This window comes from Halomonas sp. Cn5-12 (assembly GCF_021532545.1).
Taxonomy (GTDB): Bacteria; Pseudomonadota; Gammaproteobacteria; order Pseudomonadales; family Halomonadaceae; genus Vreelandella; species Vreelandella aquamarina.
The window spans coordinates 150,481-172,451 of sequence record NZ_JAKGAY010000001.1; the positions used below are offsets into that span (position 1 = coordinate 150,481).

23 protein-coding genes are annotated in these 21,971 nt (G+C 56.9%); 3 read left to right on the top strand and 20 right to left on the bottom strand.

Features of this window, described 5'->3' with window-relative positions; translation table 11 throughout:
* Positions 1 to 139 precede the first annotated feature (139 nt).
* Together L1249_RS00700 and xthA are read left to right on the top strand one after the other, a co-directional pair.
* Complete coding sequence (locus L1249_RS00700; protein WP_074210491.1) at positions 140 to 388, top strand: hypothetical protein; 249 nt, start codon at positions 140 to 142, stop codon at positions 386 to 388.
* Positions 388 to 1,221, top strand: coding sequence for an exodeoxyribonuclease III (xthA, locus tag L1249_RS00705; protein ID WP_044628387.1), 834 nt, complete (start codon positions 388 to 390; stop codon positions 1,219 to 1,221). Before L1249_RS00700 ends, xthA begins: the two co-directional genes overlap by 1 nt.
* A 76-nt stretch (positions 1,222 to 1,297) precedes the next feature.
* On the opposite strand, the gene L1249_RS00710 is transcribed toward xthA, so the two are convergent.
* The 13 genes from L1249_RS00710 to L1249_RS00770 form a co-directional block, all read right to left on the bottom strand.
* Positions 1,298 to 2,395: a hypothetical protein gene (locus tag L1249_RS00710; RefSeq protein ID WP_228168430.1), complete on the bottom strand. Its 1,098-nt coding sequence runs from the start codon at positions 2,393 to 2,395 to the stop codon at positions 1,298 to 1,300.
* 67 nt (positions 2,396 to 2,462) lie between these two features.
* On the bottom strand, positions 2,463 to 3,215 hold the full coding sequence (locus L1249_RS00715; RefSeq protein ID WP_058577663.1) for an energy transducer TonB: 753 nt from the start codon (positions 3,213 to 3,215) through the stop codon (positions 2,463 to 2,465).
* Positions 3,212 to 3,619 carry an ExbD/TolR family protein gene (locus L1249_RS00720; protein ID WP_044628390.1) on the bottom strand — a complete coding sequence of 136 codons (408 nt, stop codon included), beginning with the start codon at positions 3,617 to 3,619 and terminating at the stop codon, positions 3,212 to 3,214. The genes L1249_RS00715 and L1249_RS00720 overlap by 4 nt, the downstream gene beginning before the upstream one ends.
* A complete protein-coding gene (locus L1249_RS00725) occupies positions 3,612 to 4,154 on the bottom strand; it encodes a MotA/TolQ/ExbB proton channel family protein (protein WP_044628391.1) in 543 nt (180 codons plus the stop codon). Before L1249_RS00725 ends, L1249_RS00720 begins: the two co-directional genes overlap by 8 nt.
* A gap of 1 nt (position 4,155) precedes the next feature.
* Positions 4,156 to 5,517 (bottom strand): MotA/TolQ/ExbB proton channel family protein, encoded by a 1,362-nt coding sequence (locus tag L1249_RS00730; protein ID WP_228168409.1) that lies wholly within the window; start codon positions 5,515 to 5,517, stop codon positions 4,156 to 4,158.
* On the bottom strand, positions 5,514 to 6,293 hold the full coding sequence (locus tag L1249_RS00735) for a DUF3450 domain-containing protein (protein WP_228168410.1): 780 nt from the start codon (positions 6,291 to 6,293) through the stop codon (positions 5,514 to 5,516). The genes L1249_RS00730 and L1249_RS00735 overlap by 4 nt, the downstream gene beginning before the upstream one ends.
* A 219-nt stretch (positions 6,294 to 6,512) precedes the next feature.
* Complete coding sequence (gene nrdF, locus L1249_RS00740) at positions 6,513 to 7,484, bottom strand: class 1b ribonucleoside-diphosphate reductase subunit beta (protein WP_044630793.1); 972 nt, start codon at positions 7,482 to 7,484, stop codon at positions 6,513 to 6,515.
* A 42-nt stretch (positions 7,485 to 7,526) separates the two neighbouring features.
* Positions 7,527 to 9,722 carry a class 1b ribonucleoside-diphosphate reductase subunit alpha gene (gene nrdE, locus L1249_RS00745; RefSeq protein ID WP_084812783.1) on the bottom strand — a complete coding sequence of 732 codons (2,196 nt, stop codon included), beginning with the start codon at positions 9,720 to 9,722 and terminating at the stop codon, positions 7,527 to 7,529.
* On the bottom strand, positions 9,689 to 10,138 hold the full coding sequence (gene nrdI / locus L1249_RS00750) for a class Ib ribonucleoside-diphosphate reductase assembly flavoprotein NrdI (protein WP_044630794.1): 450 nt from the start codon (positions 10,136 to 10,138) through the stop codon (positions 9,689 to 9,691). The genes nrdE and nrdI overlap by 34 nt, the downstream gene beginning before the upstream one ends.
* A gap of 9 nt (positions 10,139 to 10,147) precedes the next feature.
* Positions 10,148 to 10,369: a glutaredoxin-like protein NrdH gene (gene nrdH / locus L1249_RS00755; protein WP_044630795.1), complete on the bottom strand. Its 222-nt coding sequence runs from the start codon at positions 10,367 to 10,369 to the stop codon at positions 10,148 to 10,150.
* A gap of 252 nt (positions 10,370 to 10,621) precedes the next feature.
* Positions 10,622 to 11,233: a superoxide dismutase gene (locus tag L1249_RS00760; protein ID WP_044630796.1), complete on the bottom strand. Its 612-nt coding sequence runs from the start codon at positions 11,231 to 11,233 to the stop codon at positions 10,622 to 10,624.
* Between the two features lie 216 nt (positions 11,234 to 11,449).
* The gene (locus L1249_RS00765; RefSeq protein WP_228168411.1) at positions 11,450 to 12,376 is read right to left on the bottom strand and encodes an electron transfer flavoprotein subunit alpha/FixB family protein; all 927 of its coding nucleotides are present in this window, start codon (positions 12,374 to 12,376) and stop codon (positions 11,450 to 11,452) included.
* A gap of 45 nt (positions 12,377 to 12,421) precedes the next feature.
* Positions 12,422 to 13,171 (bottom strand): electron transfer flavoprotein subunit beta/FixA family protein, encoded by a 750-nt coding sequence (locus tag L1249_RS00770; protein ID WP_062373473.1) that lies wholly within the window; start codon positions 13,169 to 13,171, stop codon positions 12,422 to 12,424.
* 374 nt (positions 13,172 to 13,545) lie between these two features.
* Between L1249_RS00770 and L1249_RS00775 the strand changes: the two genes are divergently transcribed.
* Complete coding sequence (locus tag L1249_RS00775) at positions 13,546 to 15,210, top strand: electron transfer flavoprotein-ubiquinone oxidoreductase (protein WP_058577899.1); 1,665 nt, start codon at positions 13,546 to 13,548, stop codon at positions 15,208 to 15,210.
* A gap of 40 nt (positions 15,211 to 15,250) precedes the next feature.
* Here L1249_RS00775 and L1249_RS00780 read toward each other — a convergent pair whose 3' ends face one another.
* From L1249_RS00780 to mltG, 7 genes are read right to left on the bottom strand one after another with little or no spacing between them, the layout of a single operon-like run.
* Positions 15,251 to 17,458, bottom strand: a complete 2,208-nt coding sequence (locus L1249_RS00780; RefSeq protein ID WP_058577898.1) for an ATP-dependent helicase — start codon at positions 17,456 to 17,458, stop codon at positions 15,251 to 15,253.
* Positions 17,455 to 18,015: a DUF1285 domain-containing protein gene (locus L1249_RS00785; RefSeq protein ID WP_062373464.1), complete on the bottom strand. Its 561-nt coding sequence runs from the start codon at positions 18,013 to 18,015 to the stop codon at positions 17,455 to 17,457. Before L1249_RS00785 ends, L1249_RS00780 begins: the two co-directional genes overlap by 4 nt.
* A gap of 29 nt (positions 18,016 to 18,044) precedes the next feature.
* Complete coding sequence (locus tag L1249_RS00790) at positions 18,045 to 18,878, bottom strand: TatD family hydrolase (RefSeq protein WP_172416265.1); 834 nt, start codon at positions 18,876 to 18,878, stop codon at positions 18,045 to 18,047.
* Positions 18,879 to 18,914: 36 nt separating this feature from the next.
* The gene (locus L1249_RS00795; protein ID WP_058577895.1) at positions 18,915 to 19,250 is read right to left on the bottom strand and encodes a PilZ domain-containing protein; all 336 of its coding nucleotides are present in this window, start codon (positions 19,248 to 19,250) and stop codon (positions 18,915 to 18,917) included.
* A gap of 23 nt (positions 19,251 to 19,273) precedes the next feature.
* On the bottom strand, positions 19,274 to 20,257 hold the full coding sequence (locus L1249_RS00800) for a DNA polymerase III subunit delta' (RefSeq protein WP_044629222.1): 984 nt from the start codon (positions 20,255 to 20,257) through the stop codon (positions 19,274 to 19,276).
* Positions 20,248 to 20,901 (bottom strand): dTMP kinase, encoded by a 654-nt coding sequence (tmk, locus tag L1249_RS00805; protein ID WP_228168412.1) that lies wholly within the window; start codon positions 20,899 to 20,901, stop codon positions 20,248 to 20,250. The genes L1249_RS00800 and tmk overlap by 10 nt, the downstream gene beginning before the upstream one ends.
* Positions 20,902 to 20,956: 55 nt before the next feature.
* Complete coding sequence (gene mltG / locus L1249_RS00810; protein ID WP_062360071.1) at positions 20,957 to 21,961, bottom strand: endolytic transglycosylase MltG; 1,005 nt, start codon at positions 21,959 to 21,961, stop codon at positions 20,957 to 20,959.
* Between the last annotated feature and the right edge of the window lie 10 nt (positions 21,962 to 21,971).

Here is a 21,971-nt window from a genome sequence, read left to right on the forward strand (position 1 = left end):
TGTATCTGTCCATTGCTGTGGAGGTTAGGCATCACGAAGTGCGCATTGTACCAGGGGTTGGCGATAAGAGCGCGCCCTGCTGTCGAAGGAGCACGCTTGCCTGTTAGAATGAGGCATACATTAACCCAAGGAGCGCGACATGACGCGTAAGAAAAAGACTCGTTCATTAGCGGATAAAGTGACTATCCGCACTGGTCGCCGCAAAGATTATAAAAAGTGGCGCCATGAGAACCCTGATCAGGTGACCTCATCACGCCGCTTTGTGGCTAAAAAGCAGCAGCAGCGCAAACTACAAGCCGTGCGTAAACTAGCGCGCCAACAAAGCGGTCAGCCGATTGCGATTCACCCTGACAAAGGGGGCGACAACTCATCAGGAGACCCTTCGTAATGCGTTTGGTATCGTTTAATATCAATGGCATTCGAGCACGGCTACATCAGCTTCAAGCGCTGATCGACACTCAACAACCTGATGTCATTGGCCTACAAGAAACCAAAGTGCAGGATAGTGAATTCCCCGTGGCTGACGTAGAAGCCATGGGCTATCACGTCTTCTATTATGGCCAGAAAGGGCATTACGGCGTTGCGTTACTGTGCCGCCAACAGCCGCAGGCGGTGTTTTACGGCTTTCCTGATGATGAAGAGGATGCGCAGCGCCGCATGATTGGCGTCAAGCTTCTCGCCGACGATGGCGAAGCGGTCACTGTGTGGAACGGCTACTTTCCGCAAGGCGAGAGTATTGATCACCCCACCAAGTTTCCGCACAAAGCACGCTTTTATCAACAGCTCGCACACCTGCTTAATACCCGGCATGCTCCTGAAGAACGGCTGGCGGTCATGGGTGATTTTAATATCTCACCGGAAGACCAGGATATAGGCATTGGCGAAGCCAACCGTAAACGCTGGCTACGCGAAGGTAAAACCAGCTTCCAGCCCATTGAGCGTGAGTGGCTTGAAGGCATTAAAGCGTGGGGGCTTAGCGACAGCTACCGGCTGTGCCACCCTAATAACAGCGAGTGGTTCAGTTGGTTTGACTACCGTTCTAAAGGGTTTGATCGAGAGCCAAAGCGCGGCCTGCGTATCGACTACATTCTCGTCTCAAAGCCTTTGGCCGAGTGCGTGACAGGCGCAGGCATCGATTACCCGCTACGCGGTATGGAGCGCCCCTCCGACCACGCCCCAACCTGGAGCGACTTTACATTAACGCTCCCTGTTACTCAGTAGTATGTGAAGCAATTAGCAAGAAAATTCAGTAACAAGAAAACAGCCTGCCCCTTGTTTAGCGAAGGGGCTTTTCTTATCAACGAAAATTGGCCAGCCACTCTTCCGCTTGGGTATCCCCAAGATTAGCAGCGGTTGTAAGCGCCGCCTCTGCTTGCTCATTTCTCCCCCACCCATAAGCAAGTTGACCCAGCAGGCGCCAGTCATCGGCTGATTGCGTTACTTCAGCGAGCGCTTGCCAAGCGCCCAAGGCATTATCAATATGTTTCGCCTGCTGCCAGGCCGTCGCTCGCAAGCGCAGCGTCTCTTCGTTGCTAGGAAGCTCGCCTGTCTCAAGCGCTGCCTCTAAATGCTCCGCGGCACGAGCGGGGGTCCCGCCTGCTAGATGAAGCTGGATAAGAGTAAGGCGCTCATCTGGGGTCGAGAGCTTGCCTAACTGCCACGCCGCCTCCCAGACGGCGGCTGCTACGCCCAACTGGCCTGCCTGCTGGGCAAGCCCGGCTGCCTGACGCCATGCATCGGCTTCGCTCTCGGCGCTTAAGCCCTTCAACAGCCAACTTAGCGCCTGCTCATTCTCTCCTGTGTGACGTAGCACAACATTCGTGAGCGTTTGTTGTTCAGCGCTGAGATCCCCTTGCTCTAGCAGCGGCACCAGCCACTCTAACGCAGCCTCCCAGCGCTCCTCTTCGGCCAGCATTCGCACCAACAGCCACGCCGTTTCTGCGTAACGCTCATTGCCCGAGGACTCTGACAACCACTGTTCGAACAGAGCAATGGCCTCATCACGCTCTCCGGCTGCACGGCGCAGCAACGCCTCATCGCGCAGCCAGCGGCGTACCTGGCTATCGGGAACGCTCGGGCGTTGGCGAGCGCTGGCCAGTTCATCGGCGGCCGCAAGGTTTTCCCCCTGGCGCACAAGGGCGCTTGCCGCTAACTGGTGATAAAGCGCACTGGCCCACTGGTCGGCCCGGTTACCGCCAGCCAACCGCTCAGACTGAGAGCGCGCATGGCTAATAATACGGCTTAACACCTCTGGATCTGCCGAACCGCTTGCTTGGCTTGCTAACTGGCTTTGCAACCCGTTCAGGTCTTGAATAATGTCACCGGGCAGCGGCTCATTGGCCACGGCAGTAGCGCTCATAGCGCTCAGTAACATGATGGCGACCCAACGCTGCATCCCCTTCCCCCGGCTAATATCGTTCACTGGCCTGCTTGGCGATTTTTCTCTACGAGACATGTCACCGCTACCTTAACTGGAACTCAATACGCTGGGTGGCGCGACGTAGCTGCTGGCTGGGTTCGAACTGCCAACGCGCAATCGCTTCGCGGGCAGCGTCTTCGAAGACCCGACGAGGCTGGGCATTGGTCACCCGAATAGAGCCACCGTCAACACTACCGTTACGCCGAATGACGAACTCCACCTCCACAAACCCTTCCATGCCACGACGCTGAGCACGGGGTGGATACGACGGGTTAACGCGATTCGTCGGCGCCACCTGCCCAACGCTCACCGGTTCATTGGAGGGGGCAGGCTCTGCGGCCGGTGCCGCGTCGCGCTGGGCAGCGGCGGGCTCAGCGGGTGGCGCTACCGTTTCTGCTGGCTCGGGCGAGGGTTCCGGCGCAGGTTCAGGAGCTGGCTGTGGCCGCGGTGTGGGTTTGGGCTGAGCCTCGGTCAGCTCGGGCAGCTCGCTTTCCAACTCGACGGGCTCTACCGGCGCGTCAGGCAGCTCTACCTCGGGTAACGCAATCGTACTGGTGGCCACTGGTGCAGGCGCGGGAGTCGGCATGGGCGGAGGCGCGGGTGCTGCTTGCGCAGGCGCGGGAGGCGGTGCCTCCTGTTCGGGCGCCACCTCCGGCGCTTCCACCATGGTCATGGACATCGTCATAATGGGCTCATCGACTTGCTGTTCAGGTGGTGCCACCAGCAGCGCCAGCATCCAGAAGAGTCCGACGGCCAGGGCAATACCGCCTAGCATCGACAACGCATGACGCATCATGGCGCGCTCCGGCTCGCTGCCACGGCGACCTGCTCGACCCCTGCCTGCTGGAGACGATCCATCACCTCAATCAGCACACCCGTGGTGGACTCTCGATCGGCTTGAATAACCACCGACCCTTCACCGCTGAGCATTCCGGCCACCTGCTGGCCAACACGATGTAGATCTACCGGCTGGCCATCTACCCATACCGCTCCTTCCGGCGTGACAGCAATCAGCACCTGAGCATCGGGGCGGGGTGTGGCCGCCGACGCTTCGGGGCGGTCAATCTCCACCCCGCTCTCCTTGATAAAGCTGGTCGTGACGATAAAGAAGATCAGCATAATGAACACCACATCCAGCATCGGCGTTAAATTCACCTCATTGCTGTCGTCGGCAGCCTCTATAGAACGGCGTCTACGCATCACTCTCCTCCAAGGCACGCGCTAAGCGGTCATGCAAACGCTGGTCTTCGCGACGGATAACGTGCTCTAAACGGCTAATAAACAGCATACCCACTACCGCAATGGCCATTCCCGTTAAGGTAGGCAGCGTTGCCCGGGCAACGCCATCGGCCATGGCCCTGGCTTGGTGGGTATCACTCATCGAAAGGCTATCAAAAACGGCGATCATACCGGTGACGGTGCCCAACAGCCCCAATAGCGGACAGAGCACCACCAGCAGTTTGATCCAGGGCAGTGGGCGGCGAAGCTTGGCTACCAAGGCCGCACTCCATACATGACGTAGCGTACGCGCACTCCAACTGCGGTGGTCGCTTCGGGCTGCCCAGCGACGAACCAGTTCATGGCGCGCGCGCCGCCAACTGATACGGTAGTACCACCAGCGCTCAATCGCCATGGCGAACACCACCACCGCCACCAGCGCAAGCACGACTAGCACAGCGCCGCCCGCCTCTAACAGCCGCTCTACTGGCTCTAGCCAAAGGGGCAAGGTCGGCATGCTAGTTCACCGTTTGCCCAGAAAGAGTGAACTGCGCTTCCAGATGGTCGGCCAACGTGGCGCTGGCTTCGCCTTCAATCACCTGAGTAATAAAACGGCTGCGACTAGAGAGTGCCGTTTGGGCAAACAGCAGCGGCACAGCGGTTACCAAGCCCAGTACAGTGGTCACCAACGCCTGGCTGATACCGCCAGCCATTAGCTGCGGGTCGCCGGTACCAAATACCGTAATGGCTTGGAAGGTCACGATCATGCCTGTCACGGTACCCAGTAGCCCCAGCAGAGGTGCAATGGCGGCCAGTAATTTAACGATAGGCTGACCACGCTCGATCTTCGGCAACTCGGCCAGCACCGCCTCATCTAGCCTCGCTTCGAGCGCTTCTGGCGTTTGGTGCTTATCCATCTCTTTAAAGCGTTCTAACACGCGACCAAGCGGATTATCTTTGCTTGGCTGATCCAAGTTTTGGCGCTGGCGGCGCACACGCGCACTCACCGTCAGTAGGTAAATATACTGAGCTAACGCAACCAGCAGCCCGATACCACCGAGCACGACAACGACGTAACCGACGTAGCCTCCTTGCTGAAAGCGCTCCCAGAGCGTGGGCTGTTGCGCCAACGCTTCCAGAACACTGCCTTGCGTGGGGTCAATGGCAAATTCACGGCTCTCGCCCTGATGGTAAGCCGCTAACAGGTCGCTGATTGCTGTTGGCGTGCGCGGCACTTCGGCGAGGCTGCTCTCTTCGTCTTGCCCCTTTCTAAGCAGCGCAGACTCGGTAAAGGCAGCAAAATCACCCAGCCGCACGACGCTATGTGACGCTATGTCGCCGCTTGCATCCGCCACCGGCAGCTCGAGACGCTCGGCACGACCGGTATTCACAGTGAGCGTTGCCAGGCTATCTACCACGGCCTCAATTTGTGAGCGCTCCAGAACGTCGACATCATTAAGGCGCGGCGGCAGCGCATCTGCCTCTAGCGTTAGCCAGCTATCGCCGCCTAGCTCATTGCGAATTTCTTCACTATGACGGGCAAGATCTGCTAGCAATGAGGTTAACGCTTCTCCCTGCTCCTCTTGCCGCTGGGCAAGCGCTTGGGCCTGCTCGCTTTGCTCATCCTGCTGCGCTTCAAGGGCTGCCTGCTCTTCTTCAGCCGCCTCATGGGCAGCGCGTGCTTCCTCCAAGGCGGCTTCCAGGCCATCTTGATCTTCTAAGAATGACTGCAGCCGCGCCTGATCACGCGCTTGGGCAGCCTCTCGGGCCTCCCTTAGCGACCCAAGTTCATCGCTTTGGGCCATGGCAGCGCTGCTCGTTAATGTGCCAACCAGTAACGTTAGGCAAAGCCATGCTTTTGGGCGAGAGAATAGACTCATGGCTGGCCCCCTTGGTCATTGGCAGTAATAGAAAGTGGTAGTTGCAGAAGCTCCGGCGTGCGCTGATCATTAACGATGCGCAGGCCGTTGCGTACCTGACGGCGAGCGGGTTCGTCTAACGCCAGCCATTCACCGCTCTCTTTATCCCATACGCCACCTTCGCGACCATCGGGCGTCAGGTAGTAAAAGCCAATACGGCCAATGCGCAGGTACTCCACCTCTCTTGGCGACGCCCCCTCCATCACCAACCGGCCTCGCCAACTATCCACTTCACGGCCATAGGCCAGCTCAGCGCGCCAGGCTTCGAGCAAGCTGGCAATGCGTTCAGCGCTGCCTGCCTCGGGATTACCGGCGGATTCCACCCGGGCGAGGCGTTCATCGGTTAAGAAAGGTAGATCTGACTCGATCCAACGGGCTAGCTGCTCGGCCATGTCCTGCTCAATCATGGGCAGCGCATCACGGGTATCGCTTAACGTATCAAGCGCTTGGCTTAATCGCTGCAGGCGCTCGGCTTCGCTAGCCAGGCGGCTACTGAGCGTTGCGTTAGTAGTTTCTATCTGGCGGGTTTCCCGCTCTAGGCGGCGCAACTCTTCAATGGCGGAACGCGTAGCTTCATCCGCGCTGTCAATTTGCTGCTGCAGTTCAGACTGGGTTTGCTGGGCCTCGACACTTTGGGCCGCTTGATCCATTGTCTCATCACTTGCCATCAGCGTACCGCTGGCCAGCACTCCGGCAAGCCAGCACCCACGCAAGGCAAAGAAAGGCCTTTTCAGCACGTTATGTCTCCGTCACTGCTTAACGCGCCCTCACGAACGGCGCGCTAAAACTCATTAGGTATAAGAACGATTTGCGTTTAACGCGTGCAGTGTATAGCGTAACACTAATAGAATAAATGACAATATTTATCATTAACATCCACCAACAGTCTGGCGGGAGTTGCGCGCATAAAAAACGGGAGCCATAAGCTCCCGTAGAGAACGTAACGACAGCAGTGCTTAAAACGCCCAGTCGTCGTCTTCTGTGGCGACCGCTTTACCAATGACATAGGAAGAGCCAGACCCTGAGAAGAAGTCGTGGTTCTCATCCGCGCTGGGTGACAGTGCGGCCATGATCGTCGGGTCAACGTCCGTCACGCTGCTGGGGAATAGCGGCTCAAAGCCCAGGTTCATCAGGGCTTTGTTGGCGTTGTAGTGAAGGAATTTCTTCACATCTTCCGACAAACCAACCTCATCATACAGCGACTCGGTGTAGCGAACTTCGTTGTCGTAAAGCTCCAGCAGCAGCTCGTAAGCGTAATCTTTGACTTCCTGCTGTCGCTCGGGCGTCTCTTCTGCCAGCGCCTGCTGGAATTTGTAGCCCACGTAGTAACCGTGCACCGCTTCATCACGAATGATCAAACGAATCAAGTCGGCCGTGTTGGTCAGCTTGGCATGGCTGGACCAGTACATGGGCAAGTAGAAGCCCGAGTAGAACAGGAACGACTCCAGGAAAACGCTCGCCACCTTGCGCATCAGCGGGTCGTCCGAGCGGTAGCGCTTCAGGATGAGCTCCGACTTCATCTGTAGCGTCGGATTTTCCTCACTCCAGCGGAACGCGTCGTCTACATCACGCGTTGCACACAGCGTCGAGAAAATCGAGCTGTAGGAGCGCGCATGCACGGACTCCATAAAGGCGATATTGGTGTATACCGCTTCTTCATGAGGAGTGCGGGCATCTTCCATCAGCACAGGCGCACCCACGCTGCTTTGAATGGTGTCCAGCAGCGTCAGGCCCGTAAATACGCGGATAGTAAGCTGCTTCTCTTGCTGCGTCAGCGTGTTCCACGACTGAATATCATTAGAGAGCGGCACTTTTTCCGGCAACCAGAAGTTACTGGTCAGACGGTTCCATACCTCAAGGTCTTTATCGTCTTGAAGGCGGTTCCAGTTAATCGCATTCACTCGCGACAAACGTTGCATCATCGTCATCAGAGTTCTCTCACAAACATCTTCTTAAAAGCGTATCCGAGGTTACAGCGTACAGGAGACGCAACCCTCTACCTCGGTGCCCTCAAGCGCACTTTGGCGTAAGCGAATGTAGTAAAGCGTCTTAATACCTTTACGCCATGCGTAAATTTGCGCCTTGTTGATATCCCGCGTGGTGGCCGTGTCCGGGAAGAACAGCGTCAACGAGAGGCCTTGGTCAACGTGCTTGGACGCCTCCGCGTAGGTATCGATAATTTTTTCAGGGCCGATTTCGTAAGCATCCTGGAAGTAACCGAAATTCGCTTCGTTCAAGAATGGCGCTGGGTAGTAAACGCGACCCAGCTTGCCCTCTTTACGGATCTCGATCTTCGCCGCCACCGGGTGAATGCTGGAGGTGGAGTGGTTGATGTACGAGATAGAACCAGTCGGCGGTACCGCTTGAAGGTTACGGTTGTATAGGCCGTGCGCCATCACCGAGGCTTTCAGCGCTTGCCAATCGTCTTGCGTGGGCAGTGCAATACCGCTGCGCTCGAAAAGCTGACGGACTTTCTCGGTACGCGGCAGCCACGCCTGGTCGGTGTACTTATCGAAGAACGTACCCGATGCATAGGTAGAGTCTGCGAACCCGGCAAAGGTCTCACCGTGTTCGATGGCCAACTGGTTCGACGCACGAATGGCATGGAACGCAACGCAGTAGAAGTACAGGTTCGTGAAGTCCAACCCCTCTTCTGAGCCGTAATAAATATGCTCGCGAGCCAGGAAGCCATGCAGGTTCATCTGGCCAAGACCGATGGCGCGCGATTTGGCATTACCCTCGGCGATGGAGGGAACGCTGCGCAGATTACTCATTTCAGACACGGCGGTCAGACCGCGAATGGCGATCTCGACGCTGGTGCCGATATCACCGGAATCCATCACCTTGGCGATGTTCATCGAGCCGAGGTTACAAGAGATATCTTGCCCTACCTGACGGTAGCCCAAGTCGTCGTCGTACTCGGTCGGCGTGTTGACCTGCAGAATCTCGGAGCAGAGGTTGCTCATGTTGATACGGCCTGCAATCGGGTTGGCGCGGTTGACCGTATCTTCGAACATGATATACGGGTAGCCAGACTCGAACTGCAGCTCGGCCAGGGTTTGGAAGAAGGCGCGAGCATTGATCTTGTGCTTGCGAATACGCGCGTCGGCCACCATTTCATGGTACTTCTCGGTCACACTGATATCGCCAAACGGCACGCCGTAGACGCGCTCGACATCGTAGGGCGAGAAGAGGTACATGTCGTCGTTGCGCTTGGCCAGCTCGAACGTGATATCGGGAATGGTCACGCCCAGCGACAGCGTTTTGATGCGGATTTTCTCGTCCGCGTTTTCACGCTTGGTGTCCAAAAAGCGCAGAATGTCCGGGTGGTGGGCGTTGAGATAGACCGCTCCGGCACCTTGACGCGCACCTAGCTGGTTGGCGTAGGAGAACGCGTCTTCCAGCAGTTTCATGATCGGAATGATGCCCGACGACTGGTTCTCGATACGCTTGATCGGCGCGCCGGATTCGCGAATGTTGCTGAGCAGGAAGGCCACGCCGCCGCCACGCTTGGAGAGCTGCAGCGCGGAGTTGATGGAACGCCCGATGGACTCCATGTTGTCTTCGATACGCAGCAAGAAGCAAGAGACCAGCTCGCCCCGCTGGCGCTTACCACAGTTTAGGAAGGTGGGCGTCGCAGGCTGGAAGCGGCCGCTGATGATCTCGTCGACTAGCGACTTGGCCAGCGCTTCATCGCCACGCGCTAGCGTGAGCGCCACCATGCAAACCCGGTCTTCATACCGCTCGAGATAACGTTTACCGTCGAAGGTTTTGAGCGTGTAGCTGGTGTAGTACTTGAACGCACCCAAGAAGCTCGGGAAGCGGAATTTGTACGCATACGCCTGCTCGAACAGCGCTTTGACAAACGTAAAGCTATACTGCGCCAGCACGTCGGCTTCGTAGTACTGCTCTTCCACCAGGTAGTCCAACTTCTCTTCCAAGGAGTGGAAGAACACGGTGTTCTGATTGACGTGCTGCAAGAAGTACTGGCGCGCCGCTTCACGGTCTTTATCCAACTGCAGTTCGCCGTTGGCACCGTACAGGTTCAACATCGCATTCAGCGCATGGTAATCCAGCGTGCGCGCCTCGGTGGCTCCCGCAGCAGGGCGTTGATCTGCCGAGTTTTTTGCAGCTACGTTCTTAGAGACTGAGCTTGACGTTTCCAAAACTCTTCTACTCCTTTGCGGACCTTGGCGACATCGTCATCGGTACCAAACAATTCAAAACGATAAAGCAGCGGCACTTGGCACTTTTGGGCAATGATTCGCCCCGCCAAAGCGTATGCGTCACCAAAATTAGTATTACCAGCAGCAATGACACCTCGTAAGAGGTGTCGGTTGTGCTCGTCATTTAAAAACCGAATAACCTGCTTTGGCACAGCCCCATTGGCCGAGCCACCTCCGTAGGTGGGGGTAACCAATATGTAGGGCTGCTCAATGCGTAGCGTCGGGGCTTCACGATGTAACGGCAGCCGCTGTGCACTTAAACCAAGCTTTTCAATAAAACGATGGGTGTTGCCTGACTTGGTGGAAAAATAGACCAGCGTACCTGCCTGCTCGGCTTCCACGTCAGCAGCGTGCATAGGTGACGATTACGCCAACGCTTGGATGCGGTCCGGACGGAAGCCCGACCAGTGCTCTTCACCGACGACCACGACAGGCAGCTGGCGGTAACCCAGCGCTTCGACTTCTGCTTGAGCACCCGTTTCGGCGGTAATGTCGATGACGGTGTACTCAAGGCCTTGCTTATCCAGCGCGCGATAGGTGGCAGTACACTGTACACAGGCAGGCTTGCTATAAATTTGGATTTCCATGGCTATTTCCCCTTTTCATAGCGGCAATTTTCAGGTAGTGCGCAGCGCTTGCTCTACCCCTCTAAAAGTCACCACGCATACTATATATAGACTAAGAGAAAATCAATTTCAGCATATATGGTATTTTTTCATCCACAGGTTATGGACAGCTCATGCCCAGCGCTATACCCAGAGACAAAAAAACCGCTCCCTGATAGGGAGCGGTTTTCCAACGGTGTCAGTAGCTGACACCGCCCTCACAGGGCGTGAGTATTAGGCGATGGCGGCTTGGTAACGGCGCTCGACATCTTCCCAGTTCACCACGTTGAAGAAAGCATCCACGTAGTCTGGACGCTTGTTCTGGAACTTCAGGTAGTAAGCGTGCTCCCAAACATCCAGACCGAGTACGGGCGTGTTGCCGTGCATCAACGGGCTATCTTGGTTGAGGGTATTTTCGACGACCAGCTTTTTCTCAGGCGTGACGGACAACCACGCCCAGCCGCTGCCGAAACGGCCCAGCGCGGCTTTTTTGAAGGCGTCTTTGAATGCATCAAAACCGCCCAGCTCTGCGTCGATGGCTTTAGCCACGTCGCCATGCGGCTGTCCGCCACCGTTGGGTGACATCATTTGCCAAAACATGGAGTGATTAGCGTGGCCGCCACCGTTGTTGATAACGGCTTGACGCTTCTCTTCGGGTACGCGATCCAAGTTCGCCACCAGCTCTTCCACCGGAACATCTTCTAGACCAGTACCTTCCAGCGCACCGTTCAGGTTGGTGACGTAGGTGTTGTGGTGGCGAGAGTGGTGAATTTCCATCGTCATCGCGTCGATGTTCGGCTCGAGAGCATCGTAAGCGTACGGCAGTTCAGGAAGGGTATGTGCCATGCTATCTTCTCCTTGAGTGGCTTCTGTTGCGTTCACTACATTAGGTGTGGTCTTACTCCACCCTTTTCAACCACCGCCCCGGCAATTTTTTTACCATCGGCGGCAAATCTTTGTCCCAGCACCTTAGTCAACTATTGTCAGTTTATCGAACCCGCCCGCAATAAAAAAGCCGACTTCTGGCGAAGTCGGCTTTTGACAGGTAGCAAGTTCAATGACTTACAGCTTGCTTTCCAGCTCTGGCAGAATCTCGAACAGATCCCCCACTAGGCCATAGTCGGCGACCTGAAAGATCGGAGCTTCGTCGTCTTTGTTGATGGCGACGATCACCTTGGAGTCTTTCATGCCCGCCAAGTGCTGAATCGCACCTGAAATACCCACCGCAATATAAAGCTCAGGCGCGACGATCTTACCGGTCTGGCCCACCTGCATGTCGTTAGGAACAAAGCCCGCATCGACCGCCGCACGCGAAGCGCCAATGGCCGCGCCCAGCTTATCGGCAATGCCGTCCAGCAGCTTGAAGTTCTCGCCGTTACCCATGCCACGGCCACCGGAGATGACGACCTTGGCACCGCCGAGTTCCGGGCGGTCGCTCTGGGCCAGCTCTTCTTTGACAAAGCTGGATTGGCTGTTGTCAGCGGCGAACGCTACCGCTTCCACGGCTGCGCTGCCGCCCTGGCCCACCGCATCGAACGCGGTGGTGCGCACGGTAATGACTTTCAGCGCGTCGTCACTTTTGACCGTGGCGATGGCGTTACCGGCATAAATCGGGCGCAGGAAAGTATCGGCGCTTTCGATGCCAATCACATCCGACAGCTGGCTGACATCTTTCAGGGCCGCCAAGCGTGGCAGGACGTTTTTACCGGTGGTGGAGGCGCTGGCCAGTACGTGGGTGTAATCACCTGCCAGCTCTACCAGCAGCGCACCCATGGGCTCGGCCAGCTGATGGGCGTAGACGGCGTTATCTGCCACGCGTACTTTACGCACGCCATCGAGTTTGGCTGCCGCGTCAGCGGCGGCCTGGACGCCTTCACCAGCGACCAGCACATCGATATCGCCACCAATGGCTTGGGCCGCTGCCACGACGTGGGCGGTGGCGCTGGCCAACTGACCTTCATGCAGGTCGGCAAGTACCAGAATGCTCATAGAATTCACTCCTTTCAAAGCATGTCGATCAACGTCACGCCGACCTTAGATCACTTTGGCTTCGTTTTTCAGTTTGTCGATCAGCTCGTCAACCGAGGCGACTTTGATACCGCCTTTGCGCTCGGCGGGGGATTCCACTTTGAGCAGCGTGACCTTGGAAGCCACTTCCACGCCGTAGTCAGCGGGGGTTTTGACATCCAGCGGCTTTTTCTTGGCCTTCATGATGTCCGGCAGCTTGGCGTAGCGCGGCTCGTTGAGGCGCAGGTCAGTGGTGACGATGGCCGGGAGTGTCAGCGCGACGGTTTGCAGGCCGCCGTCGATTTCACGGGTCACGTTGACCTTATCACCATCTACCGCGACTTCTGAGGCGAAAGTGCCTTGCGGCAGATTGGTCAGCGCAGCGAGCATCTGGCCGGTCTGGTTGTTGTCGGTGTCGATGGCCTGCTTGCCGAGGATGACGAGGCCGGGCTGCTCTTCGTCTACCACTTTGGCCAGCAGTTTGGCCACCGCCAGCGATTCGGCGCGTTCGTCGGTTTCAATGTGGATGGCGCGGTCAGCCCCCAGCGCCAGCGCGGTGCGCAGCTGCTCTTGGGCGGCCTTGGGGCCCACGGTCACGGCCACGACCTCGGTGGCCACACCCTTCTCTTTCAGGCGCACCGCCTCTTCCACGGCAATTTCGCAGAAGGGGTTCATGGCCATTTTAACGTTGGTAAGGTCTACATCAGAGTGGTCCGCTTTGACGCGGATTTTGACGTTGTAGTCGATGACGCGTTTCACCGCGACGAGTACTTTCATAGGTTCCTCGCTTGGCTCGTGATAGAAGCCGTTAACCTGACTAGGCGCCGCCACCTAGTGGCTGCGCTCAAAATTCATGCAAGCGTTTGATAGGCTAGCAAATGAAAAACCCTATCAATTTGCCACAGCCTACCCACCAGCAACAACTTTCTCTTCGTGCGGCCTTGGTCGTAGCCCGCCGGTATCGCTATTCGTACCGACACTTATAAAGTGTGCTTTTGCCATCGTAGGGGTGACCTGACACGGGTATTATGCCTATCATGGGAGATAACCAGAAGCAAACGACCGTTTTAAATTAAGGCCATCTTTTCATAAGCTAGTGCCCATTCGCTAGCCAGATACAGATGGCGCTTATGAGAATAAGGAGAAACCGGGTGGAAAACGTTGAACGCGATGTAATGGACTTTGACGTTGTCATCGTCGGCGCAGGCCCATCAGGGCTTGCCGCCGCCTGCCGCTTAATGCAGCAAGCCAACGAGGCCGAGCAAGAACTCACCGTCTGTGTCGTCGAAAAAGGCTCTGAGGTAGGCGCCCACATTCTTTCCGGCGCAGTATTCGAGCCGCGCGCATTGGCTGAGCTTTTCCCCGACTGGGAGGAGCGCGATGCTCCCCTTAATACACCAGCCGTTCGCGATGATGTGTATCTATTAAAAGACGCCGAAAAAGCGCAAAAAATTCCTAATGCGCTGGTGCCGAAAAGCATGCATAACACCGGCGGCGATTTAACTCGCTACGTGATTAGCGCAGGCAACCTGTGCCGCTGGCTGGCCGAGCAGGCGGAATCGCTGGGCGTTGAAATATTTCCTGGTTTTGCTGCTCAGGAAGTCATCATTGAAGATAATGTGGTGCGCGGCATCCTGATTGGCGATATGGGCGTAGGTGCCGATGGCACCCCCAAGGATGGCTATATGCCCGGCATGGAGCTGCGCGCTAAGTACACGCTGTTTGCAGAGGGCGCACGGGGCCACCTAGGCAAGCGACTGATCAATGACTTCTCACTGAATGCTGGACGCGACCCGCAGCATTACGGCATCGGCTTGAAAGAACTGTGGGATGTGCCCGCCGAGAAGCACGAACCCGGCTTGGTAGTTCACGGCTCCGGCTGGCCACTAGACAGCAACACCCACGGCGGTTGGTTCCTCTACCACGCGGAAAACCAGCAGGTGGTAGTGGGCCTGATTATGGACCTCGGTTACCAGAACCCGTGGCTTTCCCCGTTCGATGAATTTCAGCGCATGAAACACCACCCGGTGCTCAGCCAGTACCTGGAAGGCGGCAAACGGGTAGCTTACGGCGCACGGGCCATTGCCAAAGGAGGGTTCAACTGCCTGCCGAAAATGACCTTCCCCGGCGGCCTGTTGATTGGTTGTGATGCGGGCACCCTGAACTTTGCCAAGATTAAAGGCCTGCATACGGCGATGAAGTCTGGTATGGTCGCTGCAGAGAGCGTTTTTGAAGCCATCAAAGATGGCGATGAGGGTGGGCAAGAGCTTGCCAGCTTTACCAGCAAGTGGGAAGCCAGCTGGGCCTACCAGGAGCTGAAAGAGAGTGCGAGCTTCGGCCCTGCCATTCACAAATATGGCACGGTTGGCGGCGGCGCCTATAACTTCGTGAACCAGCTGTTGGGCAATAAACTACCCAACATTCATGACACCACTACCGACCACGGCGCGTTAAAGCCAGCCGCTGAGTTCGAGAAAATCAACTACCCGAAACCAGATGGCAAACTGTCGTTTGATAAATCCACCTCGGTGTTCTTGTCCAATACGAACCATGAAGAGGATCAGCCCTGCCACCTGCGCCTCGCAGACCCAGAGCTGCCGATTCGTGACAACCTGCCCAAGTATGCTGAACCCGCTCAGCGCTACTGCCCGGCAGGGGTGTATGAGGTGGTTGAGGATGATCAGGGCAAGCCACGCTTCCAGATTAACTTCCAGAACTGCGTGCACTGCAAAACCTGCGATATCAAAGACCCCGCCCAGAATATTACCTGGGTAGCCCCTGAAGGCGGTGGCGGCCCGAACTATCCAAATATGTAACAGGCCAAATATATAACAGGGATAGCAATGGTGCAGCTGGCTACGCTGGCTGCACCGGAGGCTCCATCACCTCAATAGGTGCACGGCGGGCGATGAGACGACGTCGCCCGGCTTGCACAAACCGCACATCAATCACCGGGTCGGACGGATTACCCTCTACTGCCGCCACTTCGCCTTCTCCAAACACTGCGTGCAGCAAGCGCTGACCGGGGTAGTAGTGGCTACCCGCTTGGTAACCAGCTGAAGACTCCTTCACCTGTGGTGCGGCTAAGGCAATGTCGGCGCGCCCTACTCTTTCCAAGTAACGGGCCACTAAGCTAGGGGATTGCACTTCTAACGGCGTATCTGGCGCCTGCTGATTGGCTAAACAAGCGGCGACACGCATACCATCCTGCCAGGCACTTTCGGCAATAAAACGGCTTGGCCGATGTGCACCTCCGTCGTGAAGAACCAGCAACTGCTCCTTGGCACGCGTGATGGCCACATAAAACAGCCGCCGCTCCTCCTCTAAGCGCTCATCATTCAGCGGGTTATCGCGGCTATAGTGGGGAAAGTCTTCTTCATTAACGCCTGCAACGGCCACTAGCGACCACTCGAGGCCCTTGGCACCGTGCACGGTACTGACCAGCACGCCGCCAGCCTGATTCTCCACCGGACGTTCAAGTAGCTCAATGAAGGCGTCTGGATCTTGTACGCTCTCAGCCTGCTCAATCAGCACGTCGAGCAAACGCACATCCTCCTCTCCTTTATCGCGTCTAGCGGCGGCACGTTTCAGCGTTTTTTCAGCGTCAATCGCCTCTACCACATGGCCGAGCAATTTGGCCGGGGGCCATGCGTTAAGTTTAGGCAGCTCACACAGTAGCTCCCAGCGTTTTTTTAGCGTGCGCCGCTGTAGCGGTTTTAGCGCTGCCAGAACGGGCTCGTGCCGCTCCGGCCACTGCTGGGTTGTCGCTAACTGGTAAGCCAGACGCTGCAGGCGTTCACGGGCGACAAAGGGGGTTGGCTGAGATAACAGCAGCAGCAACTGCTCTGGGTCGTGAAGCAGTTCTGGACGCCTGGAGAGTTTCAGATAACCTGCCAACGCCTGCACCAGGGGCAAGCGGAACACGAAGCGATCTTCTCGCAGCAGACGAAAGGGGATACCCGCCTGCAGCAAGGCAAGCTGGAAAGGCACCGAGAGCGCCCAGCTTCGCACTAGCAGGCTAGCATCACTGAGCGCCCTCCCCTGGGCCTGCCAGTGCATCAAGGCATCCAGTAACAGTCGGCTTCCTTGACCTACGGTTACGCGAGTATCGGGATTACCTGCTTCGGCCAAGCAGAGCTGATCGGGCCGACGCTGATTGGCCATGATGGCGTGGTTAGCCGTCAGCGCCAAGGCATGCCCGTGGCGAAAGGTCATGGAGAGCGGATAGTCGGTGGCTTTGCCGAAGGTGGCGGTAAAGTTCTCCAGCATCGTGTCTGGACGAGCACCGCGCCACTCATAAATACATTGGTTAGCATCGCCCACAGCCATCACATTCGCACTCGGCCCAGCAAGCACGGCCAGCAGCCGCTGCTGAACCGTATTGATATCCTGGTACTCATCAACAATCACATGATCCAAGAAACCTTCGACCCGCTTGCGGAGCGTTGCGTCCGCTTCCAGGGCCTGCAGCGGGCGGTAGAGTAGGTCCGCATAGGTCATGACGCCTTCAGCGTGCAGCAGACGCTCGGCTTCTTCGAAGGCCGTAGGAAAATAGTCGGTATCCGGATCGTAATTAAGGCGCTCATAAAGCGTCGCCGCAGGCAGCATTTCAGCCTTCACTAGGCCACAAAAATGTGCCAACGCCTCTAGCCGATCACCTTCCAGCGCAGCGTCGCGACGATCTACCTGGCCGGCAAGCACATTCAGGCTAGCTTGACGAAGCAAGCGCTCCATTTGCCATTCAGCAGAGAGTAGCCGCCTGGGGGCGAGCGCCCCCCAGCGGCACAGGCTTTGGGTCAGCCGGTGGCCTAGGGAGTGAAAAGTACGAACGTCGGGCAACGGCTGGCCTGCTGGGGCCATGCTGGCTAGGCGACGCTGGAAGTCATCTTTCGCTGAGCGGTTAAACATCAGCACCAGCATTCGCTTGGGAGAAACGCCACTGCCTAACAGGTGAAGCACTCGGGCAGCCATGGTCGTGGTTTTACCTGCGCCCGCCACGGCGGCTACACGCGCATGCCCTTCCCTATGGTGAACAACAGCTTGCTGCTCGGCGGTTAACTTCACGGCGCCTCACTTGGCACGCTATCGCTCCACTGGCCAAGCAGGTGCCAGCTTCCCGCACTATAGAGCTGACACTCGCTCTGGCCTGACGAATTTTCTTGCACGCGCGCCTGCTCTACCAAGCGATAGAACACGTTGCGGTGCAGTCGAGCCGCTAAACCGAACCGGATAGCACATTCGGGCGCCATCTCGCCGCTGGGAGAAGCAGTCAACCTCATGGGGTGCTCGGCATCCAGACGTACTACATCGTCAAATTGAGTCTTTAGCCACCAGGCATCATCGTGGAAATCCGCTTCGACCACGACAAAGGGGCGGTCCACTACGGCAATGCGCCAGCGCTCCACGGGAGTGACCAGGCAGTATCCATCGGCATCCAGACGCAGCAGGCTGGAGAGCAGCTTGGCAATCGCAGGACGAGCAAACGGCTGCCCTTCATGCAGCCAGGAGCCATCCTCCTGAATCAGGATATCCATTTCTCCTGATAGCGCGGGCTGCCAGGTATCAACAGGGGGAATAGATGCTGAGCCTTCTGACTGCTGCAATAGTCGATCAATACTCATCACCGACCTCCAGTGGTTGTCACCGCGTGTTACACCACAAGCCCAGACTGTGCCAAGGCCTCTTTGACATGGGCAGGCGCGTCTGGTGCCGCAGCGCGGAACAGATGGTAAAAATTAACGGTCGTTTGCATGGCAACTTCATCCACGCTGATGCCTCGTTCACGCGCAATACACTCCGCGACTTCAACGACCCAGGCAGGCTCATTGGGCTTACCGCGATAAGGGACAGGGGCCAAATAAGGGCTGTCGGTTTCAATTAACAGCCGATCCAGCGGAAGCTGACGCGCCAGTGTTCTGAGCGATGCCGCATTACGAAACGTAATAATGCCGGAAAGAGAAATATAGAATCCAAGCCGAACCGCCTCCCGCGCCATGTCCAGGTCTTCAGTAAAGCAGTGGATGACGCCGCCCACCTGAGGATTGCTGTATTCACGCAGCAGCGCCAGCGTATCCTCTTTGGCCTCGCGGGTATGAATGATGACCGGCAACTCTAGCTCATTCGCAGCGATGAGATGCCGCTTGAATCGCTCATGCTGAACGCTGACAGGCACGCTCTCCTGGTAGTGATAATCCAGCCCTGTCTCACCAATCGCTACCGCTCCATACTGTTCAGCAGCCTCTACGATATCGTCCACCGTCGGCTCATTTGGCTCTTGGTGGAGCGGGTGAAGGCCCGCGGAAATAGCCACATCGTGATGTGCTCTAGCAATGGCGGCCAAGCCCGGCAGCTCTTCTAACGTCGTAGAGATGGCTAAAAACTGGCTAACGTTGGCAGCACGGGCAGCATCCAACGTGGCGGCCACATCGCCGCCATGTGTATGCTCTGATAAACGGTCTAGATGACAGTGAGAATCAACAAACATGCAGTGCTCTTTGGAAGTAAATAGGAGGTAGCTAGCTTAGAGCGTAAACGAGGGAGGCGCTTTATCAAGCTGCCCGGCTAACAGGGTCTCGATACGGTCACGCACAGAGTAATCTTGCTGACTAAAGTGCACGCCAATGCCTGGCAGTCTTCGGCCACTAACACCTTCTGGCGAGATCCAAATCACCTGACCGGTGACGGAGAGTCGCTCGCTCTCCCCTGGCAGCGTTAGCAGCAGTACAACGGGTTGCCCGAGGCTATACAATGTTTTGGTAGGCACAAAAATACCGCCTCGATCCAAAAACGGCATATAGGCAGATAGCAGCGTGGGCACGTCGGGTATCGTTAAAGAGAGTGCTTTTTGAGCAGCCATCACTACCTCATTGCATTAGATTGTCAGGAGCGCAGCAGCGCAGACCAGCGCACCAGCCAAGCTTCAAGCACCAGCTGTGGATTCGGGTTTGCTCCAACGGCCAGCAAGCGGCGCTGCTCTCTGGCGTAATCTAATAGCCGGAACCAGTCCTGTACGCGGCCATTTTTCACCGCCTGGCGATAAAGCGGCGTTAAATCAGGATTGTGTAGCACGCTCTGCTCGCCCGATAGTCCCAGACGAATCAAGTCTTCAAGCCAAGCAATACCGTACCATAAGATCGCATCAATCGCTTGGCGATCCAGCCTCGCCGCCTCTGAAACAGGCTCTGCCCCGCGCACTAACTGTTCGAAACAGTCGTGAATCTGGTGGCGCAGCGCCCGTTCATCGGGAGCGGCCAGCTCAACCGCTAACAGGGGAAGGCCGCCTGATACTTGCCACCAGAAGTGAGCTTCATCACCACCCAGCTGCTGGGTCAGCCACCCTTTACAGTCATCAAAGGGCACGCTTGCTAGGGGCCACTGCTGGCAGCGCGAACGAATCGTTGGCAGCGTGCGGGAGGGCACATCTGAAAGTAGGATAAATAACGTTTTATCGCCGGGTTCTTCCAGGCTTTTTAACAGCGCGTTGGCGGCGGCAATATTCATGGCTTCAGCAGGTGAGATCACAATCACTCGGTAGCCACCCTGCTGCGCCGTTTGCGAGACAAACCGATTCACTTCGCGAACGGGGTCAATGCGGATTTGGCGCTTGCCCTCTTCTGGAGACACCCGCAGTAGATCAGGGTGATAGCCAGAGGCCAACATGGCGCAGCTGTGACACTGCCCGCAAGCCTGCTCGCCGGGCTGGGCACATAGCGTTCTAGCGATCAACGCTTCTGCCAACTGCTGCTTGCCAACCCCGTGGGCACCGCTAATCAGCAAGGCATGGGGCATGCGCCCGCTGTTGGCAAGGCGCACCAGCTGCTGCCAAGTGGCCTGATGCCAGGGCAATACGCCAGTTATTGCCATTGGGCAACCCGTTCTTCCAATACGTGGCTTAGCGCCGCTTGAACCATCTCTAGCGGCTGAGCTGCATCAATCACCGCATAGCGCTCAGGCGAAGCGGCCGCGCGATCCAAATAAGCTCGGCGTACCGCCATAAAGAAACCCGCCTGCTCTTGCTCAAACCGGTCACGCTGGGTATTTAGCTCGCGTAGGCGGCCTTCTAACCGCTCTTTGGCAGCTTCGGGCGGCATATCCAGCAGCAGAGTGAGATCGGGGGCAAGGCCTTGCTGTACAAATTGCTCTAACTGCGCAATGCGTGCGGGGTTGATCCCGCGCCCGCCGCCCTGATAGGCAAAGGTGGCATCGGTAAAACGGTCACATACTACCCAGGCACCTCGTGCCAACGCTGGCAGGATTTTTTCCGCTAGATGCTGTGCACGGGCCGCAAAGACCAGTAACAGCTCGGCATCAACGCTCAGCGGCTCTTGGGGGGCAGGGTCAAGCAACAGCTCACGAATTGCTTCTGCGCGGGGGGTACCACCCGGTTCACGGGTTCGTACCACTTCCATTCCCTGGGCCGTTAGCCATGCTTCGACAAACGCCATATTGGTAGACTTACCGACTCCCTCACCGCCTTCTAGGGTGATGAAGCGTCCGCGTTTGCTCATTGCTGCCCCTTACTCAATAGATACGCCATCGACATGTTCAGTGTTTAGCTATTTATTAACGGTTTCGAATATAGCGATTCACGGCATTGTTATGCTCGCGTAATGTGCGCGAGAAGTGATGCGTGCCGTCACCTCGGGACACAAAATAGAGCGTTTCGCCGGGTAGCGGCTTCACCGCCGCCTCCAATGAGGCTCGCCCTGGCATGGCAATCGGCGTCGGCGGCATGCCGTCAATCACATAAGTATTGTAAGGGGTGGCTTCACGCAGGTCTGCCCGTGTGATGCGGCCATCATAGCGCTCGCCCATGCCGTATATTACCGTGGGGTCTGTTTGCAGACGCATGCCACGCTCCATCCGGCGCTTAAATACCCCAGCAATCTCTCTGCGCTCTTCAGGCGCCCCGGTTTCCCGCTCAATCAGCGATGCCATAATTAGCGCTTCATAGGGCGTTTCAATGGTTAAATCGTCATCCCGTTCCGCCCACACTTGCTCCAAAATGCGCTCCATCCGATTTAACGCTTGGCTCAAAATATCGACATCGCTCATGCCCAGATGATAGCGGTAGGTATCGGGGAAGAACCAACCTTCAGGAAAGGTGCCCTCACGGTCCAGCAGCGTCATGACTTCTTCGTCACTCATGTCTGCCGTACGGTGTTCAAGCTTCGGCGCACTATTTAGCAGCGCACGCATTTGGCGAAAGGTCCATCCTTCAGGCACGGTCAGCGAATAAGTCACCACGTTATTACTGCCCAGCAGGGCCATCACCTCTCGCCCACTCATCCCCGGTGTGAGGCGGTACTCGCCAACCCGTAGACTTGGCATCTGCTCTGGGTCTATCCGCGCCAGTAGCTTAAATGCCCAGGCATCCTCAAGCACTCCTTGCGCCTCTAAATCGCGAATGACTTGATTAAAACCAGCTCCGGCAGGCACTTGATATAGGGTGGGTTCCTCTACCGCAATTGGCGCCGCTAGACGCTGCTGCCAATAAGCATAACCGCCGAGCGCAGCGGCAACGGCCAGCACAACCAATATTCCAAAGACGGTAAGTAACCGTTTCACGTTGACACCT